Origin of the sequence: Paraglaciecola sp. L1A13, from assembly GCF_009796745.1 — a bacterium.
In the GTDB taxonomy this organism is placed as follows: Bacteria; Pseudomonadota; Gammaproteobacteria; order Enterobacterales; family Alteromonadaceae; genus Paraglaciecola.
The window spans coordinates 2,481,619-2,508,086 of the sequence record NZ_CP047024.1 but is presented as its reverse complement, the minus strand read 5'-3'; the positions used below and the strand labels follow the sequence as shown (position 1 = coordinate 2,508,086).

Genomic DNA, 26,468 nt, shown 5'->3' with positions numbered 1-26,468 from the left:
GCCTGTTAAAAGAACCCAACGGGATCAGTTAACCCGTTTTAATATCAGTACCTGATATTCTGCAATGTTTAACAATCCGTACTGTTCATCATCTCGGTGTTTAAACGAAAACTGCTCGGGTTGGTGAAAGCCGTTTTGCCAATTAAATAAACATTCCCATTGTCGATTGTCAAAACCGGCCAATTCATAGTCATCAATACGCTGATTTTTGAAATTGATTACAACCAAAAGTGGTCCAGCATTGTGCTGATGTCCTTGATCATGGGCCTCGGTATTTCCTCGTTGATAGGCCAAAATATTGTTTGAGTGATCTCTATGCATTATTTGAATGCTGTCGCTGTGTAAGCTACTGTATTCCTTACGCAGTGCAATTAATGCTTTGTAGGCTTGATTTAACTGGGGGAATTGCTCAAGTCGCGACCAATCAATTGGGTCTTTATCATCGAACCACAAGTCTTCTAATAGCTCCTGACCTTGAAATAACATAGGTATGCCTGGGGCTGTTAATGTTAACGCAGCACCAATTACAGAGCGTTGACGAGCGAAATAGTCTTGGTCTACGTTACCAGGTGCAATCTCTTCTGCTAATCGCGCGCTACCGTTAGCTACTTCGTCATGAGACTCAACATAAACCACCCGGGAAAATGCGTTGCCTGAATATTTCCGAGTTAAGGCTTTTTCAACTAAGGATAGGTCTCGATCGTTGTCGTCAGGTTGGGTGAGGACATCGCGCACGGGATGAACAAAATCAGCGTCCCACTGGGCCGTGTAACCCAAGCCTCCATGGTCTGTTAAATCAGTGACAAAGTCGTTGCCGTGTAAATCTTCCGCTACCACCATCTTATTTGGATAACGGTTCTTCACTTCCGAGTTTATCCAGCGTATCAGATCATACGCTTCCTCAATACAGTCACCCGGATCTTCAGAGCCTGACACTGAGCGCATATACGGGATCATGTCCATACGTAGGCCATCAAGCCTAAATTCTTCAAGCCACATCATGGCATTGTCAAAAATGTATTTACGTACTTGCGGACGCCCATAATCTGGACGCGTATCACCCCAAGGCGTGTCACTGCGCCAGTCGTTATAGAAATAGATCCCGCCCTTATCATTCTCAGACCAGCCGTCAAATTGCCAAAGATGTAAATCACTCGGACCGAAATGGTTATAAACCACGTCGAGTACCACTGCAATATCGCGGGCGTGCGCTTCTTTTACCAAGTCCTTCAATCCGGTCGGTCCACCGTAGGCTTCTTCGACAGCAAAGGGATAAGCGGGGTTATAACCCCAACTAAAATCACCAGCGAATTCATTTACTGGCATCACTTCAATGCAATTGACGCCGAGCTCTACTAGGTAATCTAATTTCTCTATTGCGCTGGCAAAGGTACCGGGTTGGTCTTGAGATTTGTTAGTGCAATTGAATGTCCCGATATGTAGTTCGTAAATGATAAGCGCGTTAGTATTAGCCATGGAAAATACCGAATCGGGCCAAACGTAGTCGTCATCAAATACCACTGATGAACCAACGCTATTCGTTAAAAGGCGTGCTCTAGGGTCGTTACGTTTTAATATGTCACCGGCATCAGTGGTGATACTAAACTGGTATTGCTGTGTATTTTTTAGGTTAGGAATAGAGCCTTGCCAAATACCGTCATCAATCGCCTGTAAAGAAACCCCGTTTTCGCTCCAGTTATCAAATTCGCCACGAAAAGAAACCTTAGCCGCATTAGGTGCCCACACACTTACGTCGTAGCTTTTATCTGTTTTGAAAAGACCTAGTGATTGATCGTGATTGTTTGTCATATTCGCTCTCGGGAAAAGAAATTTGATGAACCCAACCACAAGCGTAATACGCGCCAAGTTGTAAAATTTAGCGGTAAAAGTCAATAACTCCTGATATTAACGCTATTTCATTCGGGTTGACGGTGATTGTATGCAAAAAAAAATTTGCTTGTAGCTAAACAAATTTTCCTAAGTGGATATAAATATTTTCCAGAGGTCAGTAAAATTTACCGATATCTGGTCCTCTAAGACTTATCAAATGCCCTGATGAGTGACACTTAGCAAAGTAAAAATATATGACTTCTGCGAGATAAACGCCTAGCGGAGCAACCGGACAAGCTATGGTTTAGCAAATTATTAACGTTTTATAGGGAAATGGCATGAGGCTTGCGATGTATGGTTAAACAAGTCGTTAAACAGTGAGGGCGATTTAACGTAGTAACGGTTTCAATAAACGGTGGCTCAACTTAGCATGGTATCAGTCATCACCCCTATATTGACAAATGAGAGGTAAATTATGAGTAACGATATTAATGGTAAAGTAAGCGCAGTTTATTCCGATGAACTTAAAGCGCGTGCGGGACTGCAGTCGGTGCTTGATAATTCAGGTTTATCAAGGACCGTGACTAAACTTGTTGCACCGCATGACAATGACTTTGATAAAAAGTTGGAAAAAAACGATAAACAAGTTGGTACTTTTATGCTTAAAGCTCATCTGTCATTTGCATTATTTGGTGTAATTCTGGGGTTATTTGGCGCGGGTATTTTGGCTTTTTATGGCCCTGCCTATACTCAGGCAAGCCCAGTAATGACTGCTATTGCTCTATCAGTGCTAGGATTCTTTTTTGGTTTGATGTTAGCGGGATTGGTTTCTCTTAGACCTGACCAAGATGGCGTTGTCAATCAAACTCGAGAGGCTACACAAGAAGGCAAATGGGTTGTAGTGGTGAGCACACCTTCTCATGAAAAAACTCAACAAGTAAATGACATTTTAAGCGAAACAGCGGAGTCAGTGACTTCGAGCTTGTGATCCCATAAGGATTTACACATCAACGGGATATCACCATTGTTGCTATCCCTTATTTGGCAACTCAAGATGGTAGCAGTTGTCGACTTATAGAGCTTATATACGTGCTGAAAGTGAGTTGATTAGCGTTTATATAGGCTTATTTAAGCAAACTAACCCGTAATCAATAGAATACTCCCTCGCCTCAATGTACGTATAAACACTCTAAATATAGCCCTTTAGCAGACTGAACTGATCTTACCGCACGGTATAATTTTCCTATTAAAAAGGTAATTTTGCAATATCAATTGTAAATGATAACGATTATCACTAACATGCAGTAAGTTAATCTATTATTTTCAAGGACGATAATCAATGCTTTGGTCTTTATTGGTTGGCATTAACACGCTGGCTGCAGTGTTGTTGCTATATATATGCTGGCGGTACCAATTCAAATACAAATCGGTGCTAATTCTATTTTGTTGGTCAGCGCTCTTGGCGGGTCCTTGGATATTCAAAGGACATAATGGAATTGAGTTTTCTTTGGTTTATGTGGCGCTTTATATTTGCTGCACCGCATGGTCACTCAGCTTATATAATAGCTATGTCGCTAAGCCATCAATTGCGAAGACAAGAACCGACAAAAAGTCCTCATTAGCGTCACAGGTATTTAAATCGAATAGAGTGGCCATGCACCGCTATCGTTGGGCAAATATACCCACCCATATTGTCAATCTTGTATTGGTCCTTCCTTTTGCGGGAACGGTTGCCATGGTCATCAGTATGAGTATTTTCGGTTTTATTGGCTTGAATAAGGTCAACGCCATGGTACTCAGTGCGCTAATCATGCCCTTACTGTGGGGCGCCTTTGCATATTGGACTATTTCTTCTCAGCGAAAATCGAGACCTCTTGTGCTACTGAGTATTCTTGCTGGTTTCAGCGCATTTTCATTATTTGGCTTGTAGTTAATATGCTTTCTATTTCACCACGTATTAGTCGTCAATCGTTATCTGGGCATGGTTGGTTGGGTTTGCTCAGTGGTGCCTTGCTGTACATCATCTGTTTGTCAGGGGCCATAGCCGTTTTTTATCCCGAATTTGAACGTTGGGAACAACCTGCTGTTGTGGAGTACACACACCTTTCGCCAGATGCGTTACAACAGGCTTACGAACAAGTGCTTAGCACTGTGCCAGCGAGAGACGTCATTCATGACGTCACAATGGTATTACCAACAAACGAATATCCTCGAGGCTACGTGACTGCAAATGCTCAAAGCTATTTTATTCTGCAAGACGGTAGTTTAGGCATTGAAAAATCCCACCCTTGGAAAGACCTGCTGGTGGACTTGCACATTGAATTGCATTTACCGCCAAGTATTGGCTTGGTATTAGTGAGCTTATTCGGTGTATTGTTATGCGGCCTGATTATCTCAGGATTTATGGCCCATAGGCGTATCTTTAAAGATGCGTTTAAACTGCGAATTCAAGCGGGAAGTCCGCATAGTCAACGTGATTTACATAATCGTTTGAGTGTCTGGGCAGCACCATTTCATTTAATGATAGGCATTACGGGGGCCTATTTTGGATTAGCGATGGTCTTCGCCTACGTTTTTTCATTAGCGTTTTACGATGGTGATAGTAAAGCGCTTATCGCTGATGTGTTCTCTAGTGAGCCTGTCTTGTCACAGCCTGTTGATACTGCCAATATTACCAAGGCACTTATCAATTTACCTACTGTGGTGCACAACGAAATACATAACAGCACAAATAACAACGCAGAACTCGATAGCTATGCAGACTTATCCGGGTATGTTCCTTTTTACGTAACCGTAGAAGATGTAGGCACACCAGAGCAATATATAATTGTTGGAGTGCGGTATCCTCAGCGCTTGATCTATGCTGAACAATACCGGTTTAATAATGATGGAGAATATATTAATAAAGCCGGTTTTTCAGATGGCTTAGCTGGACGACAAGGTATATTTTCAGTCTATCGAGTCCACTTTGGCCATTTTGGTAATGTAGCGGTTCAAATTGCTTATATGTTGCTTGGTATCGCTTTAAGCATTGTGAGCGTAACGGGTGTGAATATCTGGTTGGATAAGCGTCAAGGGCGGGATTTTATTAATAATGCGTGGGTGGCGACAGTTTGGGGCGTGCCAATGGCTTTAGCGTTATCCTCTGTTACGCAAGTGGTGTTTAACCTGCCTTCTATCGCAGTATTTTGGGGGGCCATGTTAGTGATGATTGGCTGGTCTTTGTATATTCAAAATGAAAATCACTGCCGCGGCTGGCTTAAATTATTAACCGGTGTTGCACTTATGTTGCTTGTCGCGGGATATTATCAACGATTTGCTATTGGTCTAATACCTCTAACCGGTCATTGGATAAATGGTGTTTGTTGCTTTAGCGCAGGCTTATTCCTGTATTTCGGTTATAGAGACTTACTCAAACAACCTAGTGTGCAGTTTGATTAAAGCCAAGTGTGGCCAAAGATTGAGACGCGAAGCGGTAACCTAAGAAGACGAAGCTGTGCGAAGCGTAAAATACTTCGCACGATTACATTTGATATTAAGCGCTTTTTTTGGCGATATTGAATAGTTGGTAAAAATTTTCGGTTGTTATTCGGGCGAGTTCCTCAACCGATACGCCCTTAAGCTTGGCAATAAACTCCCCTACTTCTCGCACATAACCTGGTTGATTTTGCTTTCCTCGGTAAGGCACAGGGGCAAGCCAAGGGGAATCAGTCTCGATCAGCAGGTTCTCTAATGGGATTTTTTTAACGACATCTTGCAGTGCTTGAGCACTTTTGAAGGTCACAATGCCTGAAATTGAAATATAAAATCCTAAGGCTATTGCTGCCTCAGCCATTTCCCAATCTTCAGTAAAACAGTGTAATACACCACGAGTAGTAGGCGCTTTATGTTGTTTTAGTAATGCAATGGTATCTTGGCGCGCGTCTCTGGTGTGGATAATCAAAGGTTTATTAAGCTCATTGGCCACTTTAATGTGATCGACAAATGATGTTAGCTGCACATCTTTGGTTTCAGCACTGTAAAAATAATCCAGACCTGTTTCACCGATGGCGACTATATTGTCAGAGCTTGCCATGGCGAGCAATTCGTCATAAGAGCATGCTTCATCTTGATGAAGCGGATGCACACCACAGCTCGCGGATACATTATTAAACGGTTTAATGGATTGCATCATCGCGGGAAAGTCATTAACGGATACGCATACACATAAAAAATGTTCTACGCCTCGTTGCTGAGCAAAATGGATAACCTCGGCAAGTTCTTGCGGGCTTTTATCTAATCGGTCGAGATGACAATGTGAATCTACAAACAAGAAATTTTCCTATTTTAAAAAGTTGATCAGCCTGCGTTAACGGCAAGACCTATTGAATACCGCTAAAATATTACTTTACCATCGACTGTAATATATTGACCAATACTAGGGTTTTATTGACCCCAGGATTACGTAATTGTTCATTGGCGCTGACACACAGCTTATGCATCTGCCATAAAGACTCTGGGTTGTTAGGCCCTTTTTTTAATTTTTCAAGTAACCAAATCTGCAGCCACTTAACCATATTAATTGCGTCATCTTGCCACTTAGTAGCAAGATCAGCAGGGTCTGCCGACCCAGCTTGCAAGGATTCAATTCCACGGGCCACATCTTGATAGCTTATTTTAGGTGGGGTAACGAGCCTCTCAACCAACAACAATGGTGAAGCACCGTATAAGCGTAACATGGCTTCATCGACATTTTGATAGCCTTGTTGGACTAACCAATCTATACAAGCCTGTTTGGTCGGGCTTGGCAAAGCAACCTTCTCGCAACGACTCAATATCGTCGGTAACAAGCGCTCAGTTTGGTCACTGAGCAATAATAAAAAGGTATTATTGGTGGGCTCTTCAAGCGTCTTAAGCAACGCATTTGCACTGGATTCGGTCATAGTATGTGCGTCATGGATCACCAAGACTTTGGCTCCTGATAACTGAGAGGAACCCGACAGTTTCTTGATCGCTTCCCGAATTGCATCTACGCCTATTTGCTTATCAGAGCGGATTTCATATAGGTCAGGATGATTACCCGCATTGAGTAATAAGCATGATTGACAAAGTCCGCACGGCGCAGCTTCTGTTTGTGCAACAACTTGTTTGTTTGAACACAGCAAATAGCGGCCCAATTGTTCAGTAAAATCACCTTTACCAATGCCTTTAAGACCTTTTAACAATAGTGCATGATGTAATTTATGCTGGGCAGCTCGCTGATATAATTGCTGTAAAGATCCCTGTAACCAAGAATACATACTAAACCGCCAAAAACTGTTGCATGGCATGCTTAATATCATGGTGTACTTGTTCCATTGATTGCATGGTATTGATGATGACGCAATTTGGATCCTGCTGAGCAATACTTAGGTAACGTGCTCTGGTACGTTCAAAAAATGAAATATCGAGCTGTTCAATACGATCAAGCTCACCTCTGCCTCGTGCGCGCTTTAAGCCTTCACTGGGTTCAACATCAAGATATAAAGTGAAATCTGGGGTAAAACCTTTTAATGTTATTTCTCTAAGGGGCTGTATCAATGATTGCGGGATCTCTCGCCCGCCCCCTTGATAAGCCTGAGACGACATGTCGTGGCGATCGCCTAGCACCCAGTCTCCTTTTTTAAGGGCTGGGTGAATGACGTTAAACAATAACTGGGCTCTGGCAGCGTACATCAATAGTAACTCAGCTTCAGTAGTAACTGTTTCGTCTTGCCAATCTTTTTTAACACATTCACGAATGGCTTCAGCCATCGCTGTACCACCAGGCTCGCGGGTACAGATCAGGCTGTGGCCTGCTTGTTCAATACAGGTTTTGACGATGCTTACGGCGGTACTTTTACCTGCCCCCTCTAAGCCTTCAATAACTATAAATTTACCTGTTGGGATCAAAACTACACTTCCTTTATCGCTAAATGACTTTCTGATTAATGGTTTAATTGATACTTGCGCACTGCCTGATTGTGCTCTTGCAAGGTAGTTGAAAAATGGTGACTGCCATCCCCTTTGGATACAAAATATAACTCATCAGTTGGTAATGGATTCAAGGCCGCATAGATAGCTAATAGACTTGGCATCGCAATAGGCGTGGGCGTTAAGCCTTTAATGATGTAGGTATTGTAGGGTGTAGCGGTGCGTAAGTCCTTGCGCCTAATATTGCCATCAAACTGCTCGCCAATTCCGTAAATAACGGTCGGATCCGTTTGCAGACGCATATTAAGTCTTAGGCGATTAACAAACACACCCGCTATACGTTCACGCTCATCAGCACGAGCTGTTTCTTTCTCGATAATAGATGCCATTATCAAGGCATCATAGGCCGATGTATAGGGGAGATTTTGCTCTCTTTGTTGCCATAGATTTTTTAACGCACTTTGCATTTCATTGTGCGCCCTTTGGACGATAGTAAACGCGGATGTGCCCGCAACAAAGTAATAGGTGTCGGGTAATAACCAACCCTCTAACGTGTTGCCAGTTAGGTCATGGGTTAATCGAACAACTTTATCTTCAAAATCATCGTTAACGATAATATGAGAATGGGTAACAATTTGTTTGCGCCAATCTTGCCACCTAAGCCCTTCAATAAGGGTGATAGCAAATTGCTTTTCCTTGCCGCTAGCAATCAGGCGAAAAACATCAATACCGTTCATTCCCGGCAGCAATTCATAGGTTCCGGCTTTGACGTTGGTTAATTCAGGCATTAGCTTTAACATGACTTTTAACCCGAGAGTGTGTTCGATAAGTGCCTGCTGTTTTAACTGACTGAGGATACTATTTGAAAATTGACCTTTATCGATACTAAGCAATGTTGGCTGCTGGAGTTGTAAAGGTTTTTCAGCCTGTTGTTGAAGATAATAATAGCCTGTCATTAAGGTGACGACAGTTAAAGTAATCAACCATGAGGTTGTTTTAATAACATTAATTTTCACAATACCGCCACTTTAATATTAGACACGATGATGGGTTACTTCTTGTTGCACTTGACGGGTTTTATCAGTTCGATAATAAGCTCGATGCCCATCAGCATATTCGATTGCATTGACCGGTACCACACCCATTAAGCTATTACATACGAATACTTCGCTAGCCGATTGCAAATTGCTTAACCCCTCCCGACATTGATGAATAGCAATACCATTAAGGGTAAAATAATCAATAATATGGTTACGCATGACCCCTTCAACACCACTAAAAGTAAGTGATGGTGTAAACCAAGCGTTTTCATTAAACCAAAAGAGATTACCGACAGATGATTCAACGATGATGTCGTCGGTGTCCAGCACAATACAGTCATGAAATGCGTCAAGGGCAAGTTCACGTTTGATAAAAACTTGCTCTAATCGATTTAAATGTTTCAACCCTGCTAACAGAGGTTGTTTAGCCAGAGTGATATTGCTGACATTTAACTCGATCCCCATTTCTTGCCAATTACCATACTGTATTGGCATGGCGTGACGAGTAATGATATACACTGGGTGATTTGCGCCAATGGGGCTATAACCGCGTCCGCCAGAACCGCGAGAAATCAATACTTTCAATACGGCGAGGGTTTCACTTCGCGCGCAATTCAATGCAGATTGAGTGAGTTCATCCCAATTGCTAAATGGAATATATAAGCGTTCACAGCAGTGCTTTAAGCGCTCCAAATGTGCGCTCCAGAGCTCTATTTCACCGTGCCTTACTACCATTGTGGTAAAACACCCATCGCCGTATTGTATTGCTCTGTCAGCGATATCAATTTCTAAGGCGGGTAATCCATTTACAATCATGAGATATCTTTGCAGTGAGTCGTATTAATCTAAACGAAAAAAAGCCTGTAATAGCAATGATATTACAGGCTTTGTCTGGTTACTAATAAAGTTGTATTAATGGTTAATAATTAAACTTTTTTAAACAATAACGAACCATTTGTACCGCCGAATCCAAATGAATTACACAGGGCATATTCCATTTTGACCGAACGCGTTTCGTGGGGCACAAAATCAAGATCGCAACCTTCACCAGGGGTGTCTAAGTTTATGGTTGGAGGAGCTACTTGATCGCGCAACGCCAAAATGGTGAAAATAGCTTCTACCGCACCAGCTGCGCCAAGTAAATGCCCAGTCATAGATTTAGTCGAACTGACTAACACTTTATTAGCGTATCCTTCGAAAATACTTTTTACTGCCGCGACTTCAGCAACATCACCCGCTTGAGTGGAGGTACCGTGAGCATTGATATAACCGACTTGTCGCGCATTAAGTGATGCATCATTTAATGCGTTTTGCATAGCCGCTGCAGCACCTTCACCATTTTCAGGTGGTGAGGTCATATGATAAGCGTCACCGCTCATTCCGAAGCCGACAAGTTCTGCGTAAATCTTTGCGCCTCGGGCTTTTGCCGATTCATACTCTTCTAGCATAACGACACCAGCGCCCTCGCCCATAACAAAACCGTCACGGTCTTTATCCCAAGGGCGGCTCGCAATCTCAGGCGCGTCATTACGCGTAGATAGCGCTCTGGCTGCCGCAAAACCACCTAAGCCTAACGGGCATATAGATGCCTCAGCTCCGCCCGCTAACATTGCGTCAGCATCACCGTAGGCAATAAGACGTGCTGCTACGCCCATATTATGTACACCTGTGGTACAAGCCGTCACAATGTTTAAATTAGGGCCTTTCAAACCTTTCATAATTGACAGAAAACCTGAAATCATGTTGGTGATCGTGGCGGGTACAAAAAACGGTGATATACGTTTGGGACCTGAATTAACCAACTTGGTGTGGTTTTCTTCAATCAAACTTAAACCACCAATACCCGATCCAATTGCGACACCAACTCGTGATGCATTTTTTTCAGTAATCTCAAGACCTGAATCAGCTAAAGCTTGCATTCCTGCAGCAACGCCAAATTGAATAAACTTATCCATTTTCTTGGTTTCTTTTTTGGCGATGTAGTCTTCAACATTGAAGCCTTTTACTTCACCTGCAAAATGCGTCGTATATTCCGATGCATCAAAAACCGTAATTGGACCGATACCACTTTTACCGTTGACGATATTCTGCCACGTGGAAGCATAATCATTGCCCACAGGAGAGAGTACGCCAAGACCGGTTACTACAACCCGACGTTTAGCCACTTTGGCCTCCGAACGTAATTTGAATTTGGTGTATTAGATAAAAGAAACGGCTCAGAAAGAGCCGTTTTTAAAAACTGTTTACGCGTCTTTGTGAGCGTTAACGTAGTCAATTGCAGATTGAACTGTGGTAATTTTTTCTGCTTCTTCATCAGGAATTTCTGTATCGAATTCCTCTTCCAAAGCCATAACCAATTCAACTGTGTCTAGAGAATCCGCACCTAGATCATCAACAAACGAGGCTTCTGATTTTACTTCTTCTTCTTTAACACCAAGTTGTTCAATAATGATTTTTTTAACGCGTTCTTCGATGTCACTCATAATTCTAGTTTTCCCTTAAAAGTCGCTAGATATAAATTTCGAGTAGTGTATTCACCAACCCTCTGCCTTGCAAGCAAGACATTGAAGTTTTTTACTGGTCGAACCACTAAAACAATACAATAATTAACTAAAAAATAACAGGCAAGTGATGTTTTAACAACAAGTTTGTTAGTTAAACACACTACCCCATAAACATTCCACCATTTACATGTAAGGTTTCACCCGTGATGTAAGCGGCGCTATTACTAGCTAAAAAGCCAACCGCTGCAGCTACTTCTTGAACGGAGCCTAAGCGATTTGCTGGAATATCTTTAAAAATGGCTTCGCGTTGGTCGTCACTTAATGCTTTGGTCATATCAGTGTCGATAAAACCTGGCGCAACCACATTGACCGTAATGCCTCGAGAAGCAACTTCACGTGCCATGGATTTACTAAAGCCTATTACACCCGCTTTCGCTGCAGCATAGTTAGCTTGACCAGCATTACCTGTGCTACCAACAACAGAACCAATATTAATGATTCTACCACAACGTTTTTTCATCATGCCACGTAAAACTGCTTTAGACATATTAAATACTGACGTAAGGTTGGTATTTAATATATCTTGCCACTCATGATCTTTCATGCGCATAAGTAGATTATCGCGGGTGATACCAGCATTATTAACTAAAATATCAATCACACCAAACTGCTCAGCTACAGCAGATAACAAGGTGGTCATAGACTCAGGTTCAGAGACATTCAGTACCATCCCCTTGCCATTTGCACCTAGATATTCGCTGATTGCCTGCGCGCCGTTTTCAGAAGTAGCCGTACCGATAACAGTGGCACCATCATTTACCAATTGCTCAGCGATAGCTTTACCAATACCACGACTCGCACCGGTTACCAATGCTATTTTTCCATCTAATCCAGACATGTATTTTCTCTTTATTAACGAATAACGGAGACTGTTTCCGCGTTATTAACTGCGTCACAGCTTAACGATTTATCAATGCGCTTAATCAGGCCCGTTAGTACTTTGCCAGGACCAATTTCATGTAATTGAGTAACATCTAACGACGCAAGTTTTTGAATCGTTTCTGTCCAGCGAACAGGGCTATACAACTGTCGTAAAAGCGCTGTTTTAATTGCTTGTGATGTGGTTTCAATTGCCACATCAACATTATTTATTACAGGGATAGACGGCGCGCTAAATTCTATTGAATCAAATAAGGAAGCGAGCTTATCTGCCGCTGGTTTCATTAACGCACAGTGTGATGGCACGCTTACGGCTAATGGCAACGCGCGTTTTGCTCCCGCTACTTTGCATAATTCAGCTGCTTTTTCAGCGGCTTTTGCATTACCTGCAATGACCACTTGGCCCGGAGAGTTAAAGTTGACCGCTGAGACAATTAGTTGAGTTTCGGTTTGAGCTTCAGCACATGCCTTTATTACTTTGGCATCGTCCAAACCAATTATGGCATACATCGCGCCAACACCTTCAGGTACAGCTTGTTGCATAAATTGACCACGGGCTTCAACTAATTTAATGCCGTCTTCAAAGGTCAATACCCCTGAACATACTAAAGCTGAGTATTCACCAAGGCTATGACCCGCTAGGTAATGTGGTAAATTGACATCCTGGGCCTTTAGTACTTGGAAAATAGCGTAGCTGGCTGCTAATAAAGCAGGTTGGGTAACCTGTGTTTGGCCTAACGTTTGAGTTTTGTCATTTTGTACAACATCCCAAAGATCATAACCTAACACTTTACTTGCGCGACTAAATGTTTCTTCTACTTGCGGATAATTCTCCGCTAAGTCTTTCAACATGCCCACTGTTTGTGATCCCTGACCTGGGAACACCCACGCGCGTTTTGACATAAAACTTCCTTTCAATTGCTCACTAAAATCTATAATTGTATAAGCTTAGTAAATTTAAAATTTCTTGTTAATAACGAATCAGGGCTGATGCCCAAGCAAATCCGCCACCAAAGGCTTCTAGTAATAAATTTTGACCACGTTTGATTCTACCATCACGAACCGCTTCATCTAATGCAGTCGGTACGGTAGCGGCTGAGGTATTACCATAGCGCTCTAACGTCATGACGACTTGATCAAGAGACATATCTAATTTTTTAGCAGTAGCCTTGATAATCCGAAAGTTCGCTTGGTGAGGAACAAGCCAATCTAAATCAGATTTCTGCATATTGTTGGCCGCGAGTGTTTCCTCAACAATTTCACTCAATTTAGTCACCGCGACACGAAATACTTCGTTGCCTTTCATGGTGCCCCAATTTTCGTGAATGGATAATTCATCACCACGGGTTGGATTACCAATGGCAAGTAAGTCACCGTATGAGCCGGCAGCATGAATGTGAGTAGAAAGAATACCAGGCTCTTCACTTGCTTCGATAATAGTAGCCCCAGCTGCGTCTCCAAATAATATGACCATGGTTCTGTCTTCTGGGCTGATCATTCGGCTTAAACAGTCTGTTCCAATAACCAAAATACGTTTAGCCATGCCTGATTTAATGTACTGATCAGCTACGCTCAATGCGTAACAATAACCAGCACAGGCGGCCGCTACATCAAATGCTGGGATACCGTCTATATCTAAGGCTTTTTGAATTTCACAGGCAGTACTGGGTAATGAATGACGGCCACTCGTAGTAGCACATACGATCATATCGAGTGATTTTGCGTCTATACCAGCGGCCTCTAGCGCCTTTTTACTGGCTTCATAGCCCATGGTCGCTGCGGTTTCATGAGCGCCAATAATGCGACGTTCTTTTATACCGGTTCGGTCCGTTATCCATTCGTCTGAGGTATCAACCATAAGAGATAAATCTGCGTTGCTGCGCACTTCGCTTGGATAATAACTACCTGTTCCAATTATTCTAGAATTCATTAATTACGAGCGCTCCATCAAGAGGTTTTCTATTTTATCTTTAATTTTAGTGGGAACTTGTCGATTGGCCTCCTGAACGGCTTCTCGAATAGCATACAAAAATGCCTCATCAGAGGCGTTTCCGTGGCTCTTGACCACAATTCCGCGCAATCCTATCAGACTAGCGCCGTTATACTGGTCGGGGTTCACTCGTAAATAAAGTCGACGTAATAAAGGGCGAGCTAATTTTGCCATGATTTTGCTCAATAAGTTGCGTTGAGCATCACGTTTTATTTGTTTAATCAATAACTTAACTAAACCTTCGCAGGACTTTAATGCAATATTTCCTGAGAAACCGTCCGTTACAATTACATCTGCTATATCGTTGAAAATATCGTCACCTTCGACGTAGCCTATATAATTCACTTGATGACTGTCCGTTAATAGTGCATTGGCTTGCTTAATCGCAGCAGGACCTTTAATTTGCTCTTCCCCTACATTTAAAATAGCTACACGGGGTTTTTCCACGCCTGCAATTTGTTCTGCTAATACAGAGCCCATGACTGCGTTCTGAAATAAGGTTTGTGCATCGCATTGTATGGTTGCGCCTAAGTCTAACAAGAAGACTTTACGCCCTTTTGCGGTAGGAAGGCTTGAAACCAAAGCCGGTCTGCTCACACCTGCCAACGTTTTTAATTGCGAACATGCTATCGCTAGAAGTGCACCGGTATTGCCTGCGCTGACACACGCGTCTGCCAACCCGTCTTTAACATGCCTAATAGCACAAGCCATTGAAGAATCTTTTTTATGCCGAAGTGCGGACACGGGGTTATCGTCCATTAAAACCTGTTGGTTGCAATGCACAATTATATAGCGATTAGGGGATAAGTCAGGGTGTTGCTTTAACCAAGATGTGATTACACCTTCGTCACCACAAAGTACCAAGTGGAGCTGGGGGAACTCAGTGAGAGCTTTAAATGCAGCGGATAAAATAATATGGGGGCCGTTATCGCCCCCCATAATATCTAACGCTAAGGTTAGATGACGCAAAGTTATCTCAAATTATAATGAGAGAACTTTTTTGCCTTTGTAGTAACCATCAGCTGTAATGTGATGACGAATATGCGTCTCACCTGATGTTGAATCTACAGACATAGTCGCAGTTCCCAACGAATCATGCGAACGACGCATGCCACGCTTTGAACGAGTTTTACGATTCTTTTGTACTGCCATTAGTTTGCTCCTAGTCTCGCTTAAGTTCTTTCAAAACCGCGAACGGGTTTGGACGTTCATCGACCGGTTCAATTTTTCCGAAAGACATGTCCTTTGCTTTTGTGCCGCAATCCTCCTCTGCATGAAGGGCGACAATTGGCAAAGATAAAATCATTTCGTCTTCAAATAATTGAAGTAAATTGACTTCTCCGTGGTCATTGACCTCTACCGGGTCGTAAATATCCGGTAACTCATCGGTCTTTTCATCATCAAGTCCCTGCACAGGACTGAAACAAAACGACACATCTAAAGGATGAGTAAAAACACCATTACATCTTTGACAGATAAGTGATGTTCCACAATGAATTTTACCTTCGAAATAAGAAAGACCCTGCTCGTCTTTTAAAAACTTCATTTCGATTTCAACTTCATCGTCTATGCTAGCAACCGTACCAACCAACCGCGGCATATCAGCCGTTAACATCACACCCTTATATTCAGAGCGTTTTGTGGCACTTTTGATAGGATCGAGCTGTCTGGGTAATTTTACTTTCTGCATAGCGCGCGCATGATAAAGGCTGAAAAGGGTTTAGTCAAAGAAAATATAATCTTAAGTCCTATGTAAAGTAAGCAGTTTATGCTTTTATGTTGGCCGACAATTATAATACAGGTCGCTAATTTGATGAAACTAATTCTTGCTTCAAGCTCTTTATATCGTAAATCATTGCTTGCCAAGCTTTGTATTCCCTTCACGTCTGAGTCGCCTGATGTGGATGAAACGCCTTTGACAAATGAAAAACCCGAACAACTCGTTTCTCGTTTGTCGCTGGCCAAAGCTGCATCCGTGGCCGCCCATCATCAAGGGATCGCGATTGGCTCTGATCAAGTTGCTTGCGTTGATGGGAAGATACTGGGTAAACCAGCTAATTTCAGCAATGCATTTAAGCAACTTACTTTTTTAAGTGGACGAACAGTAACCTTCTATACCGGGCTTTCGTTGTGCGACAGTCAAACTGGCAAGCAAGAAACGATAGTGGAAACTTTCGACGTGTCCTTTAAGCATCTTTCCCCGAAAAGCATTACCCGATATCTAGAAGTCGAAACACCTTACGACTGTGCAGGGAGTTTTAAAAGCGAAGGACTAGGGATTTGTTTATTTTCGAGCCTTGAAGGACGAGACCCAAACACGCTGGTTGGCTTGCCGTTAATCGCGCTTATTGAGCTACTGACAAAATTCGATGTAGATATATTTGATTATATTCAAAAAAGTTTATAAGGATATGGTTTCATCAGCAATATAAAGGTTGTTGATGAAACCAGATACTTTATCACATAGCTAATTTATCGAGCATTACTGATAGTTGCTTACGCCAATGGATTGTTTGTAAACCACTGTCCTTTTCTGCACTTGTTTTATCAATTACAGAAAATGCTGGACGCTTAGCCGGCGTAGGATATTGTTCGGCATAAATAGGTCGGACGGGTATTTCGTTCTTAAGTATGCCTTTTTCAAGCGCCAGCTCTTGTATGGCGACCGCAAAGTCATACCAACTCGCCACGCCGGCGTCTGTCCAATGATATAAACCCTTAACATGGTTATTATCGCTAACTCGCCATAACCAATCTGCTAGCCCTGCGGCGTAAGTCGGCGTGCCTATTTGATCAAACACCACGCCCAACTGTGGCTTTTCCTGCATTAAGCGCAGCATCGTTTTAACAAAATTATTGCCATGGGAGGAATACACCCATGCAGTTCTGACGATAACGGCTTCTGGTAACACATTTTGTATACCCCGTTCCCCAGCTAATTTTGACGCGCCATATACACCAAGTGGATTCGGTGTATCAGTGGTCAAATAGGGAGAATGTTTAGTACCATCAAAAACAAAATCCGTAGATACGTGTAATAAGCGAGCATTGAATTTTTTGCAAGCTTGCGCAAGATTGATTGCCCCTCGCTCATTAACGAGAAAGGCGCCTTCATTATCTGATTCAGCTTTATCTACCGCTGTATACGCCGCGGTATTGATTACAACGTCAGGTTGTACCATGCTGAATTTATCATGTACGCTTAGTGAGTCTGTTATATCTAGCTCGCCACTATCAAACGCATATACTTCTACGTCATTTGCTGGTGCGCGATTGACTAACTCCCAACCCAGCTGGCCGTTTTTTCCGGTGATCAGTACTTTCACAATTATTGCACTCTACTTAGTTTATATCAGTCAAATTTCGGTGCGTTCTCAAATAAACACCCTACTTTGTCTTTTTCTGATAAGGCTGGCTCATCACCGTTTACTAAGGGCCATTTAATGCCTAATACTGGATCGTTCCATAAGATGGATACTTCAGATTGCGGATAATAATAATCACTGCATTTATATACAAACTCAGCGGTCTCACTGGTCACATAAAATCCATGGGCGAATCCGGGAGGCACCCAAAGCTGTTTATTATTTTTAGCGGATAACTCAAGGCCTAAAGTCTGACCATAACTAGATGATGATTTCCTTAAATCGACAATCACATCGAATACACTGCCTTGAGTCACGCGCACTAACTTACCTTGCGTATGTTCTAACTGGTAATGCAATCCACGCAGGATACCCTGCCGAGACTTACTATGATTGTCTTGTACTAGCGATTCAACGCCAGTGGTTTGTGTGAAAACATCGGCGCGAAAGGTTTCCATAAAGAATCCTCTTTCGTCACCAAATACTTTCGGTTCGAAAATAACCACATCGTTTAAGGCTGTTTGGGTGATTTGCATATTAAAAACTCTTATTGGGTGAAGCGTTATTCGTAACCGGCGGCGACTTTAAGTAAATATTGTCCATAACCTGTTTTTGCTAGGCTATTACCTTGGATTATAAGTTGTTCCTTATTTATCCACTTATTGCGATAGGCTATCTCTTCTAAACACGCTACCTTCAAACCCTGTCTGTGCTCAACGGTTTGCACAAATTGCCCTGCTTCTAATAACGAGTCGTGGGTCCCAGTATCTAACCAAGCAAAACCACGACCCAGCAGAGACACATTCAAATCGCCTCTGTTTAGATAGGCTAGATTAACATCGGTAATTTCTAACTCACCACGAACCGAAGGTTTGATATTTTTGGCAATTTCGATAACATCATTGTCGTAAAAATATAAACCGGTTACCGCGTAGTTTGACTTGGGCTGTAGCGGTTTCTCTTCTATGCTGATTGCTTTTTTATCTTTATTAAATTCAACCACACCGAAGCGTTCGGGGTCGGTAACATGATAACCAAAGACCGTTGCACCTTTGCTGACGTTAATCGCGTCTTTAAGCTTGTCGGAAAAATGTTGGCCGTAAAATATGTTATCACCTAACACTAAACTGACATTCGCATCCCCGATGAAATCCTCTGCGATGATAAACGCCTGGGCAAGGCCATCGGGACTTGGTTGAGTGGCATATTCAATTTTAATACCGTAAGCATCGCCATTACCGAGCAAGCGCTCAAAATTAGCGCGATCTTCTGGTGTCGTGATGATCATCACTTCTTTAATGCCTGCCAACATCAATACAGAAAGCGGATAATAAATCATCGGCTTATCATAAATTGGTAAGAGTTGTTTTGATGTACCTTGGGTAATAGGGTGTAAACGAGAGCCAGAGCCCCCTGCTAAAATAATACCTTTATACTCTGCCATGCTTATTCTCCTTCGCCTAATCGACCTAATTTATACTTCCCTGATAATACTCTTTGCCACCAAGACTCATTGTTGAGGTACCATAAAACCGTTTTACGCATACCAGATACAAAATTCTCTTCAGGGGCCCATCCCAATTCTCGTTGAATTCGACCTGCATCGATAGCATATCGAGCGTCATGGCCAGGGCGGTCTTTTACAAAAGTAATTAAATCGGCGTACTGTGTAATGCCTTCGGCTCTCTGTTCGGGGGCGAGTTCATCGAGCAGTTCACAGATAGTGCGTACCACATCAAGATTTCGTTTCTCGTTGTGACCACCAATGTTAAACGTCTCCCCTACTCGTTTCGATTTAACGACTAAGCATAACGCTCGAGCGTGATCTTCCACAAATAACCAATCGCGAATTTGACTGCCATCGCCATATACTGGCAATGTTTTACCAGCCAATGCATTTAGAATAACGTGAGGCACAAGCTTTTCGGGAAAATGGAATGGTCCATAGTTATTTGAGCAATTCGTGATAACGGTAGGTAAACCGTATGTACGTTGCCAACTTCTCACGAGATGATCTGAACTTGCCTTACTTGCCGAATAGGGTGAACTCGGGGCATATGGAGTTTCTTCGGTGAATAAAGGTAGCTCACTATTGGCAGGTAACTCATCAGGATGAGGTAAATCGCCATACACTTCATCGGTAGATATATGATGAAAAATAAACTGAGTTTTACGCTGTTCTGGTAAATTCTGCCAATATTCACGAGCGGCATCTAATAAGGTATAGGTGCCAACTACATTGGTTTGAATAAAGGCTCCAGGACCATCAATTGAACGGTCAACATGTGACTCTGCAGCCAAATGCATAACAGCATCAGGCTGATGTTGATTAAAAACGCGGGTTATTTCAGCGGCATCGCAAATATCCACCTGTTCAAATATATAACGCTCGCTGCGTAGTTCAGGGGGGATGGATTCAGTATTTCCAGCGTAGGTCAATGCATCAACATTGATGACACTATCTTGGGTGTTCGCTAATAAGTGCCTTACAACCGCACTTCCAATAAATCCGGCTCCGCCGGTAACAAGTATTTTCATATAAAATTAAATTCCACTGAGCATTTTATTCGGACATCTTGTCCAAAGTACCTAATTTCTTGATTCGAGTATGTTTAAAGTTCTGCTTAGTTGTTGATCAAGCGGAGCTTGAAAGCTGACTCTTTCTTCTGTTTTAGGATGAATAAATGCGATCGAGTAAGCGTGCAGGAACAAGCGTTTCAAGCCTTTTTTGTTCATCTGTGCGGTAAAATCTGCATCACCGTATTTATCATCGCAAGCAATGGGGTGGCCAGCATGTAAACAGTGAACACGAATTTGATGGGTTCGGCCTGTAATCGGCGATGCTTCCACAAGTGTCGCACCAACAAAACGATTCAAAACACGAAAACGTGTTTCAGACGGCTTCCCTTCAGTATCGATGCACACTAAACGTTCACCTGATTTAAGCGTGTTCTTTAATAAGGGCGCATTGACCTTGTAACGATTCTCTGGCCACTCGCCTACCACTAACGCTTGATAACGCTTATCCATTTTTTTATCACGCAGCTGTTCATGTAATGCTTTTAAAGCTGAGCGCTTTTTGGCAATCACTAAGCAGCCTGATGTGTCCCTGTCTAGGCGGTGAACTAACTCTAAAAACCGTGCTTGTGGGCGCAATGCTCTTAGGGCTTCTATTACACCGAAACTTAGTCCGCTGCCGCCGTGCACTGCCATTCCTGATGGCTTATTCAACACGATAAGTAAATCATCTTCGAATAATATATGTGATTCAAGCGATGCTACCTTATCTAGTTTTGTAGAAGGGGCTTCGTTTGGTTCGGACACCCTAATCGGGGGGATTCGCAATTGGTCATTCGCCTGAAGCTTATATTCTGGCTTCACACGTTTTTTGTTTACGCGGATTTCTCCTTTGCGCACAATGCGGTAAATAAGGCTTTTAGGCACACCTTTTAATAAGGTACGCAAATAATTATCGATGCGTTGACCTTCAAGGTCTGGCTCGATATCGATAAACTGTACTTTCTGGAATGTAGTATCTGTGGTCATCAGAGTATTATAACTGGAAGCCCCCCATGTATGACCAGCACTTTATTCACTTGCCAGCATTAAGAATTTAATGTGATAATGCCTCAGTCCTGCTTTAGGCAACTGCCAAGCAAGGCAAACAGATGTAATAATCCGTTCTGGTAGCAATGCGGCACATACAAAGTCGTTAAATATTGCCCTATCGATCGCGAAGTGAGTAACTTTTCGTGGATTAGATAAAACAGAACCAAGACATCAGCGATGATAAATAACTATTTGATCGCGATCGATGTAAAGAATGTAATTGAATTGACAACATACTGGGTTTGTTATGCCCTTTTTCTCAACGCATAACCACCGAGTATTAACCGTTTTAAGAAACGAATTAAAGATGTCAGGAAAGGCCGACACTGACACCCAAGCGGGAAGTATTAATATATATATGCATTAAATAATGCATAAGGTACTTAGGCAAAAACTTAAAATTAGTTAGATACAGCCGAGAGGCTGCATGACAAAAACTTGTCGAATCACAGCGCATGTCTTTCATCCATGGCGATCGGTACACCACCGAGTCAATAAGAATGAAAAGAATGTTAATCAATGCAACTCAGCAAGAAGAATTGCGTGTTGCCCTCGTTGATGGTCAAAAGCTTTACGATTTAGATATAGAAAGCCCAGGCCATGAACAGAAAAAAGCCAATATATATAAAGGCACCATCACTCGAGTAGAGCCAAGCTTAGAAGCGGCATTTGTTGATTACGGCGCAGAGCGTCATGGTTTCCTTCCTTTAAAAGAAATTGCACGTACTTACTTCCCTCAAGGTTATAAGTTTGAAGGCCGTCCAAACATTAAAGACGTCATCAAAGAAGGGCAGGAAGTCATTATACAAATTGACAAAGAAGAGCGTGGCCAAAAAGGCGCTGCGTTAACAACTTTTGTCAGTTTAGCAGGCAGCTACCTAGTCTTAATGCCGAACAACCCACGTGCTGGCGGTATTTCTCGTCGTATTGAAGGTGATGAGCGTACCGATTTAAAGCAAGCGCTGAGCAACCTATCGTTACCAGACGGCATGGGCTTAATCGTCCGTACAGCGGGTGTTGGTAAATCAGCTGAGGAATTACAATGGGATCTAAGTGTTTTGTTAACCCATTGGACCGCGATTTCTGAAGCGGCTGAGTCACGCCCTGCTCCATTTTTAATTCACCAAGAAAGCAACGTTATCGTGCGTGCTATTCGTGACTATTTGCGTCGCGACATCGGTGAAATACTGATTGATAAAACCAGTATTTATGAACAAGCGATGAAGCATATAGAGCTAGTGCGACCTGACTTTGCAAATCGCGTAAAACTGTATCGTGGCGATGTGCCTTTGTTCAGCCATTATCAGATTGAAAGCCAAATTGAATCTGCATTTCAACGTGAAGTACGTCTACCTTCAGGTGGCTCAATCGTTATTGACCCGACTGAAGCGTTAACATCAATTGATATTAACTCTGCACGCGCAACAAAAGGCAGTGATATCGAAGAAACTGCTTTTAATACTAACCTAGAAGCAGCCGATGAAGTCGCTCGTCAATTGCGTCTACGTGATTTAGGTGGCTTGGTCGTTATCGATTTCATTGATATGACACCGGTACGTCATCAGCGCGAAGTTGAAAACCGACTTAAAGATGCAGTTCGCCATGATCGCGCTCGGGTTCAGCTCGGCCGTATATCACGTTTCGGTTTATTAGAAATGTCGCGCCAACGTTTACGCCCTTCTTTAGGTGATTCAGCGCACAATGTTTGTCCACGTTGTAGTGGTCACGGAACCATCCGTGGTACTGAATCGTTGGCTTTATCTGTTCTACGTATTATGGAAGAAGAAAGCATTAAGGATAATACGGGGCAAATTGAAGCCCAGTTACCTGTTAATGTGGCAACGTATTTATTGAATGAAAAACGTGGTGCTGTAGCGGGCGTTGAGAAACGTCACAATGTGCAATTAGTGATCATTCCTAACCCGAACATGGAAACACCTCATTATAGTGTCGCGCGCCGCCGTCCTGATGATGCAGTTCATGATATGAGTTACAACGTCGAGTTGATGAAAAGCGAAGACACTGAAGCAGATAAAGCTGTTACTGCGATGCCAGTGAAAGAGCAACCTGTTTTACAAAGCTTTGTGACACCGCCTAAAGTTGTCGCTGCTCCATCAGCAGTAGCCGATGCAAAAGGCGATACTGAAAGTGTTTCATTGTTGTCGCAAATAGCAAATTGGTTAAAATCATTGCTTGCTTCGACACCTAAGCAGGAACCAGAGCCAGAACCTAAGCCCGAACCAAAGCCTCAGCAAAGACAACAACCTCGTCGTAACCGTAATAACCCTCGTCGTGGCAAGCAAAGCGATAACCGTTCTGAAGGTCGTAACGAAAACCGTACTGATAACCGTACTGATAACCGTAACGACAACCGCACTGATAAACGTGCGGATAATCACACTGATAACAGTGACGTAAAAGAGAGTTCAAGCGAACGTAAGCCACGTCGTGATGATAATCGCAAACCGCGTCGCGATAATAAACAAGTGAAAGACACTGCTGAAAACAGCCCTGAGCAGAAAAAAGAGCCAGTTCAAAAAGCTGCTGAGCCGCGCAAAGAAGTTAAGGAACAAAAAGTTGCTGAACGTCGTAAACGCAGAGATACCCGCCGTAGCATTCGCGTTGATGACAGCCAAGAGCAAGTATCTACCGATGCAACGGGTAACAACAATGCTACAAATTCACCAGCAGATGACAAAGTTGTAAACGCTGTTGAACAAACGGCTAAGCAATACACGCCTTCAAGTGTTGATGCTCAAGCGCCCGTTGTAGCAAGCGCGCAAAATATCGAGTCTCCTAAAAAGCCTAAGGCTAAAACGGAAGAAAAACGAGCGCAAGCGGCATCTCATGAAACGCATGAAGATCCAGCGAAACCTGAATCAAGCGAAAGTGATAATAATGACAAAGATGAAAATACGACTCAGCGTACACGTAGTCGTCGTTCACCTCGTCATATTCGAGCTGCTGGTCAAAAGCGTCGTAAAGATGAAGAAGCCCAAGCGACGCAGAACGTTGATGATGTACAAAGTGCCAAACAAGACGAATTACAATTTGACTCTCCTCAGGTATCTGAAACTGCGCCAGTGCAAACTGAGCAAGCGATAAACGAATCTGTAGCGCCTACTGTTGACTCAGCTTCAGCGACTATTGTTAGCGCAGATGTTGCATCTCAAGCTCCGGCTCAAGGTGACTTATTGACTCAACCAGAAGACACTATTGCTACAGGCCAAGAAATCGCACAGGCACCAGAAGTAGCAGCTATTCAGTCTATCGAAAAGCAGCCTTCTACGCCTGAAGTTAACGTTGAACCAAGTGAACAAGTAACAGCGGAAGTTGAAACTGTCGCTCTAGAAGTTGCCGCAAAAGGTAGCAAGCAGCCTCAAGAGATTGAACAAGAAAAGCCAAAAGCAAAAATAGCGCCGGCTAAAGCGACCGCAGTAAGTGTTAAAATTCACAAAGCGAGTGCATCACACCCAATGGCGACCCCTGCGAGTGTTGAGCAAGTGTTTAGTGAATTGAATATTGGTTCATTAGGTGATGATTCTCGTCCAGCAGTTAATGCATCGGGTAAATCAGCAGCGATGGTTGCTGCATCAAATCGTGCTGGTGCGCCAGCGACTAGACCTGTCTCTCAAGACTAGTTTCGTCGTGCACAAGCACGTTTACCTAAGGTAAATCTAAACCGTTGTTAGCCTCGCTAACAACGGTTTTTTATATTCTAGATTGCTAATCATGGGATATACTGTATCCTCGCGCCCTCTCTATCAAGCTTACAAAAGCAGCATAGAATTTGATAATCAATTCACGACCAGCGAGTAAAATATGAGTTTTGCCGATTTAGGCTTATCCCCCGCAATTTTGTCTGCCGTTACAGCGAAAGGCTACACCGAACCATCACCTATTCAAGCACAAGCTATTCCTGCCATCCTAGAAGGCAAGGATATAATGGCGGCCGCGCAAACAGGTACAGGCAAAACCGCAGGCTTTACTCTGCCCCTTCTTGAATTACTAAACCGTGGTACCCACGCGCGTGGAAACCAAGCTCGTGCATTGGTATTAACCCCTACTCGTGAGCTTGCTGCCCAGGTTGCAGCTAGCGTAGTTGAATATGGTAAAGATTTACCGTTACGTTCAGCGGTAGTCTTTGGCGGTGTGGGTATCAACCCGCAAATGATTAAATTGCGCAAAGGCGTTGATATTCTAGTCGCCACGCCGGGTCGACTGCTTGATTTATATAATCAAAATGCGGTTAGATTCGACGATCTTGAAATTTTGGTATTAGATGAAGCTGACCGAATGCTCGATATGGGGTTTATTCACGATATCAAAAAAGTGCTGAAGTTATTACCAGCTAAGCGTCAAAACTTATTATTTTCAGCCACTTTTTCAGATGAGATCCGCACCTTAGCCAAAGGTTTGGTAAACAATCCAGTTGAAGTATCTGTATCACCACCAAACACCACGGTAGAAGCGGTAGAACAGTGGGTTTGTCCGGTAGATAAAAACCAGAAAACGCCAGCGTTAATCCGTATGATTAAAGACAATGATTGGCAACAAGTTCTTGTTTTCAGTCGTACTAAACATGGCGCTAATCGCATTGCCAAACAATTGGAGGCTCGAGGGATCACCTCAGCAGCAATCCATGGTAATAAGAGTCAAGGCGCCCGTACTAAAGCTTTGGCTGAATTTAAAAGCGGTAAAGTACGTGCACTAGTCGCCACCGATATTGCCGCCCGCGGGTTAGATATAAGTCAGCTCCCACAGGTAGTTAACTATGACTTACCAAATGTAGCTGAAGATTATGTGCATCGCATTGGACGTACCGGTCGTGCAGGTGCAAGTGGAACAGCATTTTCATTGGTTACAGCTGACGAGTTTTCATTACTGGCGGATATAGAGCGTTTTACTAAACAAATTATAAATCGCAAAAGTATTGAAGGGTTTGAACCTGTACATGGTTTACCAGAGTCTCGTTTGGACTCTCGCCCAATGAAGCCTAAAAAACCTAAAAAACCCAATGTGCAACACCGTGACGGACAACGTTCTGGTGATAATGCGCGAGGTCATTTTGCCGGTAACCGCAGAGGAAATGGTCCTCAAAATGCCAGCCCTCGACGTAAATCTTCATAAGCTAACACGTTATTCCTTCCACTTACGTTATATGTTGCATCAACTTATAACGTAAGTGGCATGCCTTCCAGTAAAAATTTACAGATCCTTAGATTATCTACCCCAATATTTGATATTGTACCTTCCTTGA

General features: G+C 42.9%; 25 protein-coding genes. 6 read left to right on the top strand and 19 right to left on the bottom strand.

Going from position 1 to position 26,468, the window contains the following annotated elements:
• Positions 1-24: 24 nt before the first annotated feature.
• Positions 25-1,809 carry an alpha-amylase family glycosyl hydrolase gene (locus GQR89_RS10370; protein ID WP_158769977.1) on the bottom strand — a complete coding sequence of 595 codons (1,785 nt, stop codon included), beginning with the start codon at positions 1,807-1,809 and terminating at the stop codon, positions 25-27.
• Positions 1,810-2,305: 496 nt separating this feature from the next.
• Here GQR89_RS10370 and GQR89_RS10365 point away from each other — a divergent pair, with 496 nt between their 5' ends.
• The 3 genes from GQR89_RS10365 to GQR89_RS10355 all read left to right on the top strand — a co-directional run bounded on the left by GQR89_RS10365 (position 2,306) and on the right by GQR89_RS10355 (position 5,271).
• Positions 2,306-2,818 carry a hypothetical protein gene (locus tag GQR89_RS10365; protein WP_158769976.1) on the top strand — a complete coding sequence of 171 codons (513 nt, stop codon included), beginning with the start codon at positions 2,306-2,308 and terminating at the stop codon, positions 2,816-2,818.
• A 351-nt stretch (positions 2,819-3,169) separates the two neighbouring features.
• Positions 3,170-3,760 (top strand): hypothetical protein, encoded by a 591-nt coding sequence (locus GQR89_RS10360; protein ID WP_158769975.1) that lies wholly within the window; start codon positions 3,170-3,172, stop codon positions 3,758-3,760.
• Between the two features lie 5 nt (positions 3,761-3,765).
• A complete protein-coding gene (locus GQR89_RS10355; protein ID WP_158769974.1) occupies positions 3,766-5,271 on the top strand; it encodes a PepSY domain-containing protein in 1,506 nt (501 codons plus the stop codon).
• Between the two features lie 94 nt (positions 5,272-5,365).
• On the opposite strand, the gene GQR89_RS10350 is transcribed toward GQR89_RS10355, so the two are convergent.
• From GQR89_RS10350 to yceD, 13 genes are all read right to left on the bottom strand, one after another.
• Entirely contained in the window at positions 5,366-6,142 is a 777-nt protein-coding gene (locus tag GQR89_RS10350; protein WP_158769973.1) for a TatD family hydrolase, read from the bottom strand.
• A gap of 70 nt (positions 6,143-6,212) precedes the next feature.
• On the bottom strand, positions 6,213-7,109 hold the full coding sequence (gene holB, locus GQR89_RS10345; protein WP_158769972.1) for a DNA polymerase III subunit delta': 897 nt from the start codon (positions 7,107-7,109) through the stop codon (positions 6,213-6,215).
• 1 nt (position 7,110) lies between these two features.
• Positions 7,111-7,740, bottom strand: a complete 630-nt coding sequence (gene tmk / locus GQR89_RS10340; RefSeq protein WP_158769971.1) for a dTMP kinase — start codon at positions 7,738-7,740, stop codon at positions 7,111-7,113.
• A 35-nt stretch (positions 7,741-7,775) separates the two neighbouring features.
• On the bottom strand, positions 7,776-8,777 hold the full coding sequence (gene mltG, locus GQR89_RS10335; protein WP_158769970.1) for an endolytic transglycosylase MltG: 1,002 nt from the start codon (positions 8,775-8,777) through the stop codon (positions 7,776-7,778).
• A gap of 18 nt (positions 8,778-8,795) precedes the next feature.
• Positions 8,796-9,617 (bottom strand): aminodeoxychorismate lyase, encoded by an 822-nt coding sequence (gene pabC / locus GQR89_RS10330; protein WP_158769969.1) that lies wholly within the window; start codon positions 9,615-9,617, stop codon positions 8,796-8,798.
• A 110-nt stretch (positions 9,618-9,727) separates the two neighbouring features.
• Complete coding sequence (fabF, locus tag GQR89_RS10325; RefSeq protein WP_158769968.1) at positions 9,728-10,966, bottom strand: beta-ketoacyl-ACP synthase II; 1,239 nt, start codon at positions 10,964-10,966, stop codon at positions 9,728-9,730.
• 78 nt (positions 10,967-11,044) lie between these two features.
• Positions 11,045-11,284 (bottom strand): acyl carrier protein, encoded by a 240-nt coding sequence (gene acpP, locus GQR89_RS10320; protein WP_006993870.1) that lies wholly within the window; start codon positions 11,282-11,284, stop codon positions 11,045-11,047.
• Between the two features lie 181 nt (positions 11,285-11,465).
• Positions 11,466-12,203: a 3-oxoacyl-ACP reductase FabG gene (gene fabG, locus GQR89_RS10315; protein WP_158769967.1), complete on the bottom strand. Its 738-nt coding sequence runs from the start codon at positions 12,201-12,203 to the stop codon at positions 11,466-11,468.
• A gap of 14 nt (positions 12,204-12,217) precedes the next feature.
• A complete protein-coding gene (fabD, locus tag GQR89_RS10310) occupies positions 12,218-13,147 on the bottom strand; it encodes an ACP S-malonyltransferase (RefSeq protein WP_158769966.1) in 930 nt (309 codons plus the stop codon).
• A 67-nt stretch (positions 13,148-13,214) separates the two neighbouring features.
• A complete protein-coding gene (locus tag GQR89_RS10305) occupies positions 13,215-14,174 on the bottom strand; it encodes a beta-ketoacyl-ACP synthase III (protein ID WP_158769965.1) in 960 nt (319 codons plus the stop codon).
• Between the two features lie 3 nt (positions 14,175-14,177).
• On the bottom strand, positions 14,178-15,203 hold the full coding sequence (gene plsX, locus GQR89_RS10300) for a phosphate acyltransferase PlsX (RefSeq protein ID WP_158769964.1): 1,026 nt from the start codon (positions 15,201-15,203) through the stop codon (positions 14,178-14,180).
• A 12-nt stretch (positions 15,204-15,215) separates the two neighbouring features.
• On the bottom strand, positions 15,216-15,386 hold the full coding sequence (gene rpmF / locus GQR89_RS10295; RefSeq protein ID WP_158769963.1) for a 50S ribosomal protein L32: 171 nt from the start codon (positions 15,384-15,386) through the stop codon (positions 15,216-15,218).
• Between the two features lie 10 nt (positions 15,387-15,396).
• On the bottom strand, positions 15,397-15,924 hold the full coding sequence (yceD, locus tag GQR89_RS10290) for a 23S rRNA accumulation protein YceD (RefSeq protein ID WP_158769962.1): 528 nt from the start codon (positions 15,922-15,924) through the stop codon (positions 15,397-15,399).
• Between the two features lie 123 nt (positions 15,925-16,047).
• Here yceD and GQR89_RS10285 point away from each other — a divergent pair, with 123 nt between their 5' ends.
• Positions 16,048-16,641, top strand: coding sequence for a nucleoside triphosphate pyrophosphatase (locus tag GQR89_RS10285; RefSeq protein WP_158769961.1), 594 nt, complete (start codon positions 16,048-16,050; stop codon positions 16,639-16,641).
• 52 nt (positions 16,642-16,693) lie between these two features.
• Here the strand turns inward: GQR89_RS10285 and rfbD are convergent, their stop codons facing one another.
• The 5 genes from rfbD to rluC are packed head-to-tail and all read right to left on the bottom strand — an operon-like array spanning position 16,694 to position 21,145.
• Entirely contained in the window at positions 16,694-17,560 is an 867-nt protein-coding gene (rfbD, locus tag GQR89_RS10280) for a dTDP-4-dehydrorhamnose reductase (protein WP_158769960.1), read from the bottom strand.
• Positions 17,561-17,586: 26 nt separating this feature from the next.
• Positions 17,587-18,135 (bottom strand): dTDP-4-dehydrorhamnose 3,5-epimerase, encoded by a 549-nt coding sequence (gene rfbC / locus GQR89_RS10275; RefSeq protein WP_158769959.1) that lies wholly within the window; start codon positions 18,133-18,135, stop codon positions 17,587-17,589.
• Positions 18,136-18,161: 26 nt separating this feature from the next.
• Entirely contained in the window at positions 18,162-19,043 is an 882-nt protein-coding gene (rfbA, locus tag GQR89_RS10270) for a glucose-1-phosphate thymidylyltransferase RfbA (RefSeq protein ID WP_158769958.1), read from the bottom strand.
• Between the two features lie 2 nt (positions 19,044-19,045).
• The gene (gene rfbB, locus GQR89_RS10265; protein WP_158769957.1) at positions 19,046-20,137 is read right to left on the bottom strand and encodes a dTDP-glucose 4,6-dehydratase; all 1,092 of its coding nucleotides are present in this window, start codon (positions 20,135-20,137) and stop codon (positions 19,046-19,048) included.
• Between the two features lie 51 nt (positions 20,138-20,188).
• Positions 20,189-21,145 carry a 23S rRNA pseudouridine(955/2504/2580) synthase RluC gene (gene rluC / locus GQR89_RS10260; RefSeq protein ID WP_158769956.1) on the bottom strand — a complete coding sequence of 319 codons (957 nt, stop codon included), beginning with the start codon at positions 21,143-21,145 and terminating at the stop codon, positions 20,189-20,191.
• 572 nt (positions 21,146-21,717) lie between these two features.
• On the opposite strand from rluC, the gene rne reads away from it, so the two are divergent.
• Together rne and GQR89_RS10250 are read left to right on the top strand one after the other, a co-directional pair.
• Complete coding sequence (gene rne / locus GQR89_RS10255) at positions 21,718-24,849, top strand: ribonuclease E (RefSeq protein WP_158769955.1); 3,132 nt, start codon at positions 21,718-21,720, stop codon at positions 24,847-24,849.
• A gap of 181 nt (positions 24,850-25,030) precedes the next feature.
• Complete coding sequence (locus GQR89_RS10250) at positions 25,031-26,338, top strand: DEAD/DEAH box helicase (RefSeq protein ID WP_158769954.1); 1,308 nt, start codon at positions 25,031-25,033, stop codon at positions 26,336-26,338.
• Positions 26,339-26,468: the final 130 nt, after the last annotated feature.

What these genes read in the sequence shown, in the direction of transcription:
- GQR89_RS10370 (WP_158769977.1), bottom strand. Translation starts at nt 1,809, where the DNA reads ATGACAAACAATCACGATCAATCACTAGGTCTTTTCAAAACAGATAAA.
- GQR89_RS10365 (WP_158769976.1), top strand. Translation starts at nt 2,306, where the DNA reads ATGAGTAACGATATTAATGGTAAAGTAAGCGCAGTTTATTCCGATGAA.
- GQR89_RS10360 (WP_158769975.1), top strand. Translation starts at nt 3,170, where the DNA reads ATGCTTTGGTCTTTATTGGTTGGCATTAACACGCTGGCTGCAGTGTTG.
- GQR89_RS10355 (WP_158769974.1), top strand. Translation starts at nt 3,766, where the DNA reads ATGCTTTCTATTTCACCACGTATTAGTCGTCAATCGTTATCTGGGCAT.
- holB (WP_158769972.1), bottom strand. Translation starts at nt 7,109, where the DNA reads ATGTATTCTTGGTTACAGGGATCTTTACAGCAATTATATCAGCGAGCT.
- pabC (WP_158769969.1), bottom strand. Translation starts at nt 9,617, where the DNA reads ATGATTGTAAATGGATTACCCGCCTTAGAAATTGATATCGCTGACAGA.
- acpP (WP_006993870.1), bottom strand. Translation starts at nt 11,284, where the DNA reads ATGAGTGACATCGAAGAACGCGTTAAAAAAATCATTATTGAACAACTT.
- fabG (WP_158769967.1), bottom strand. Translation starts at nt 12,203, where the DNA reads ATGTCTGGATTAGATGGAAAAATAGCATTGGTAACCGGTGCGAGTCGT.
- fabD (WP_158769966.1), bottom strand. Translation starts at nt 13,147, where the DNA reads ATGTCAAAACGCGCGTGGGTGTTCCCAGGTCAGGGATCACAAACAGTG.
- GQR89_RS10305 (WP_158769965.1), bottom strand. Translation starts at nt 14,174, where the DNA reads ATGAATTCTAGAATAATTGGAACAGGTAGTTATTATCCAAGCGAAGTG.
- rpmF (WP_158769963.1), bottom strand. Translation starts at nt 15,386, where the DNA reads ATGGCAGTACAAAAGAATCGTAAAACTCGTTCAAAGCGTGGCATGCGT.
- yceD (WP_158769962.1), bottom strand. Translation starts at nt 15,924, where the DNA reads ATGCAGAAAGTAAAATTACCCAGACAGCTCGATCCTATCAAAAGTGCC.
- GQR89_RS10285 (WP_158769961.1), top strand. Translation starts at nt 16,048, where the DNA reads ATGAAACTAATTCTTGCTTCAAGCTCTTTATATCGTAAATCATTGCTT.
- rfbC (WP_158769959.1), bottom strand. Translation starts at nt 18,135, where the DNA reads ATGCAAATCACCCAAACAGCCTTAAACGATGTGGTTATTTTCGAACCG.
- rfbA (WP_158769958.1), bottom strand. Translation starts at nt 19,043, where the DNA reads ATGGCAGAGTATAAAGGTATTATTTTAGCAGGGGGCTCTGGCTCTCGT.
- rfbB (WP_158769957.1), bottom strand. Translation starts at nt 20,137, where the DNA reads ATGAAAATACTTGTTACCGGCGGAGCCGGATTTATTGGAAGTGCGGTT.
- rluC (WP_158769956.1), bottom strand. Translation starts at nt 21,145, where the DNA reads ATGACCACAGATACTACATTCCAGAAAGTACAGTTTATCGATATCGAG.
- rne (WP_158769955.1), top strand. Translation starts at nt 21,718, where the DNA reads ATGTTAATCAATGCAACTCAGCAAGAAGAATTGCGTGTTGCCCTCGTT.
- GQR89_RS10250 (WP_158769954.1), top strand. Translation starts at nt 25,031, where the DNA reads ATGAGTTTTGCCGATTTAGGCTTATCCCCCGCAATTTTGTCTGCCGTT.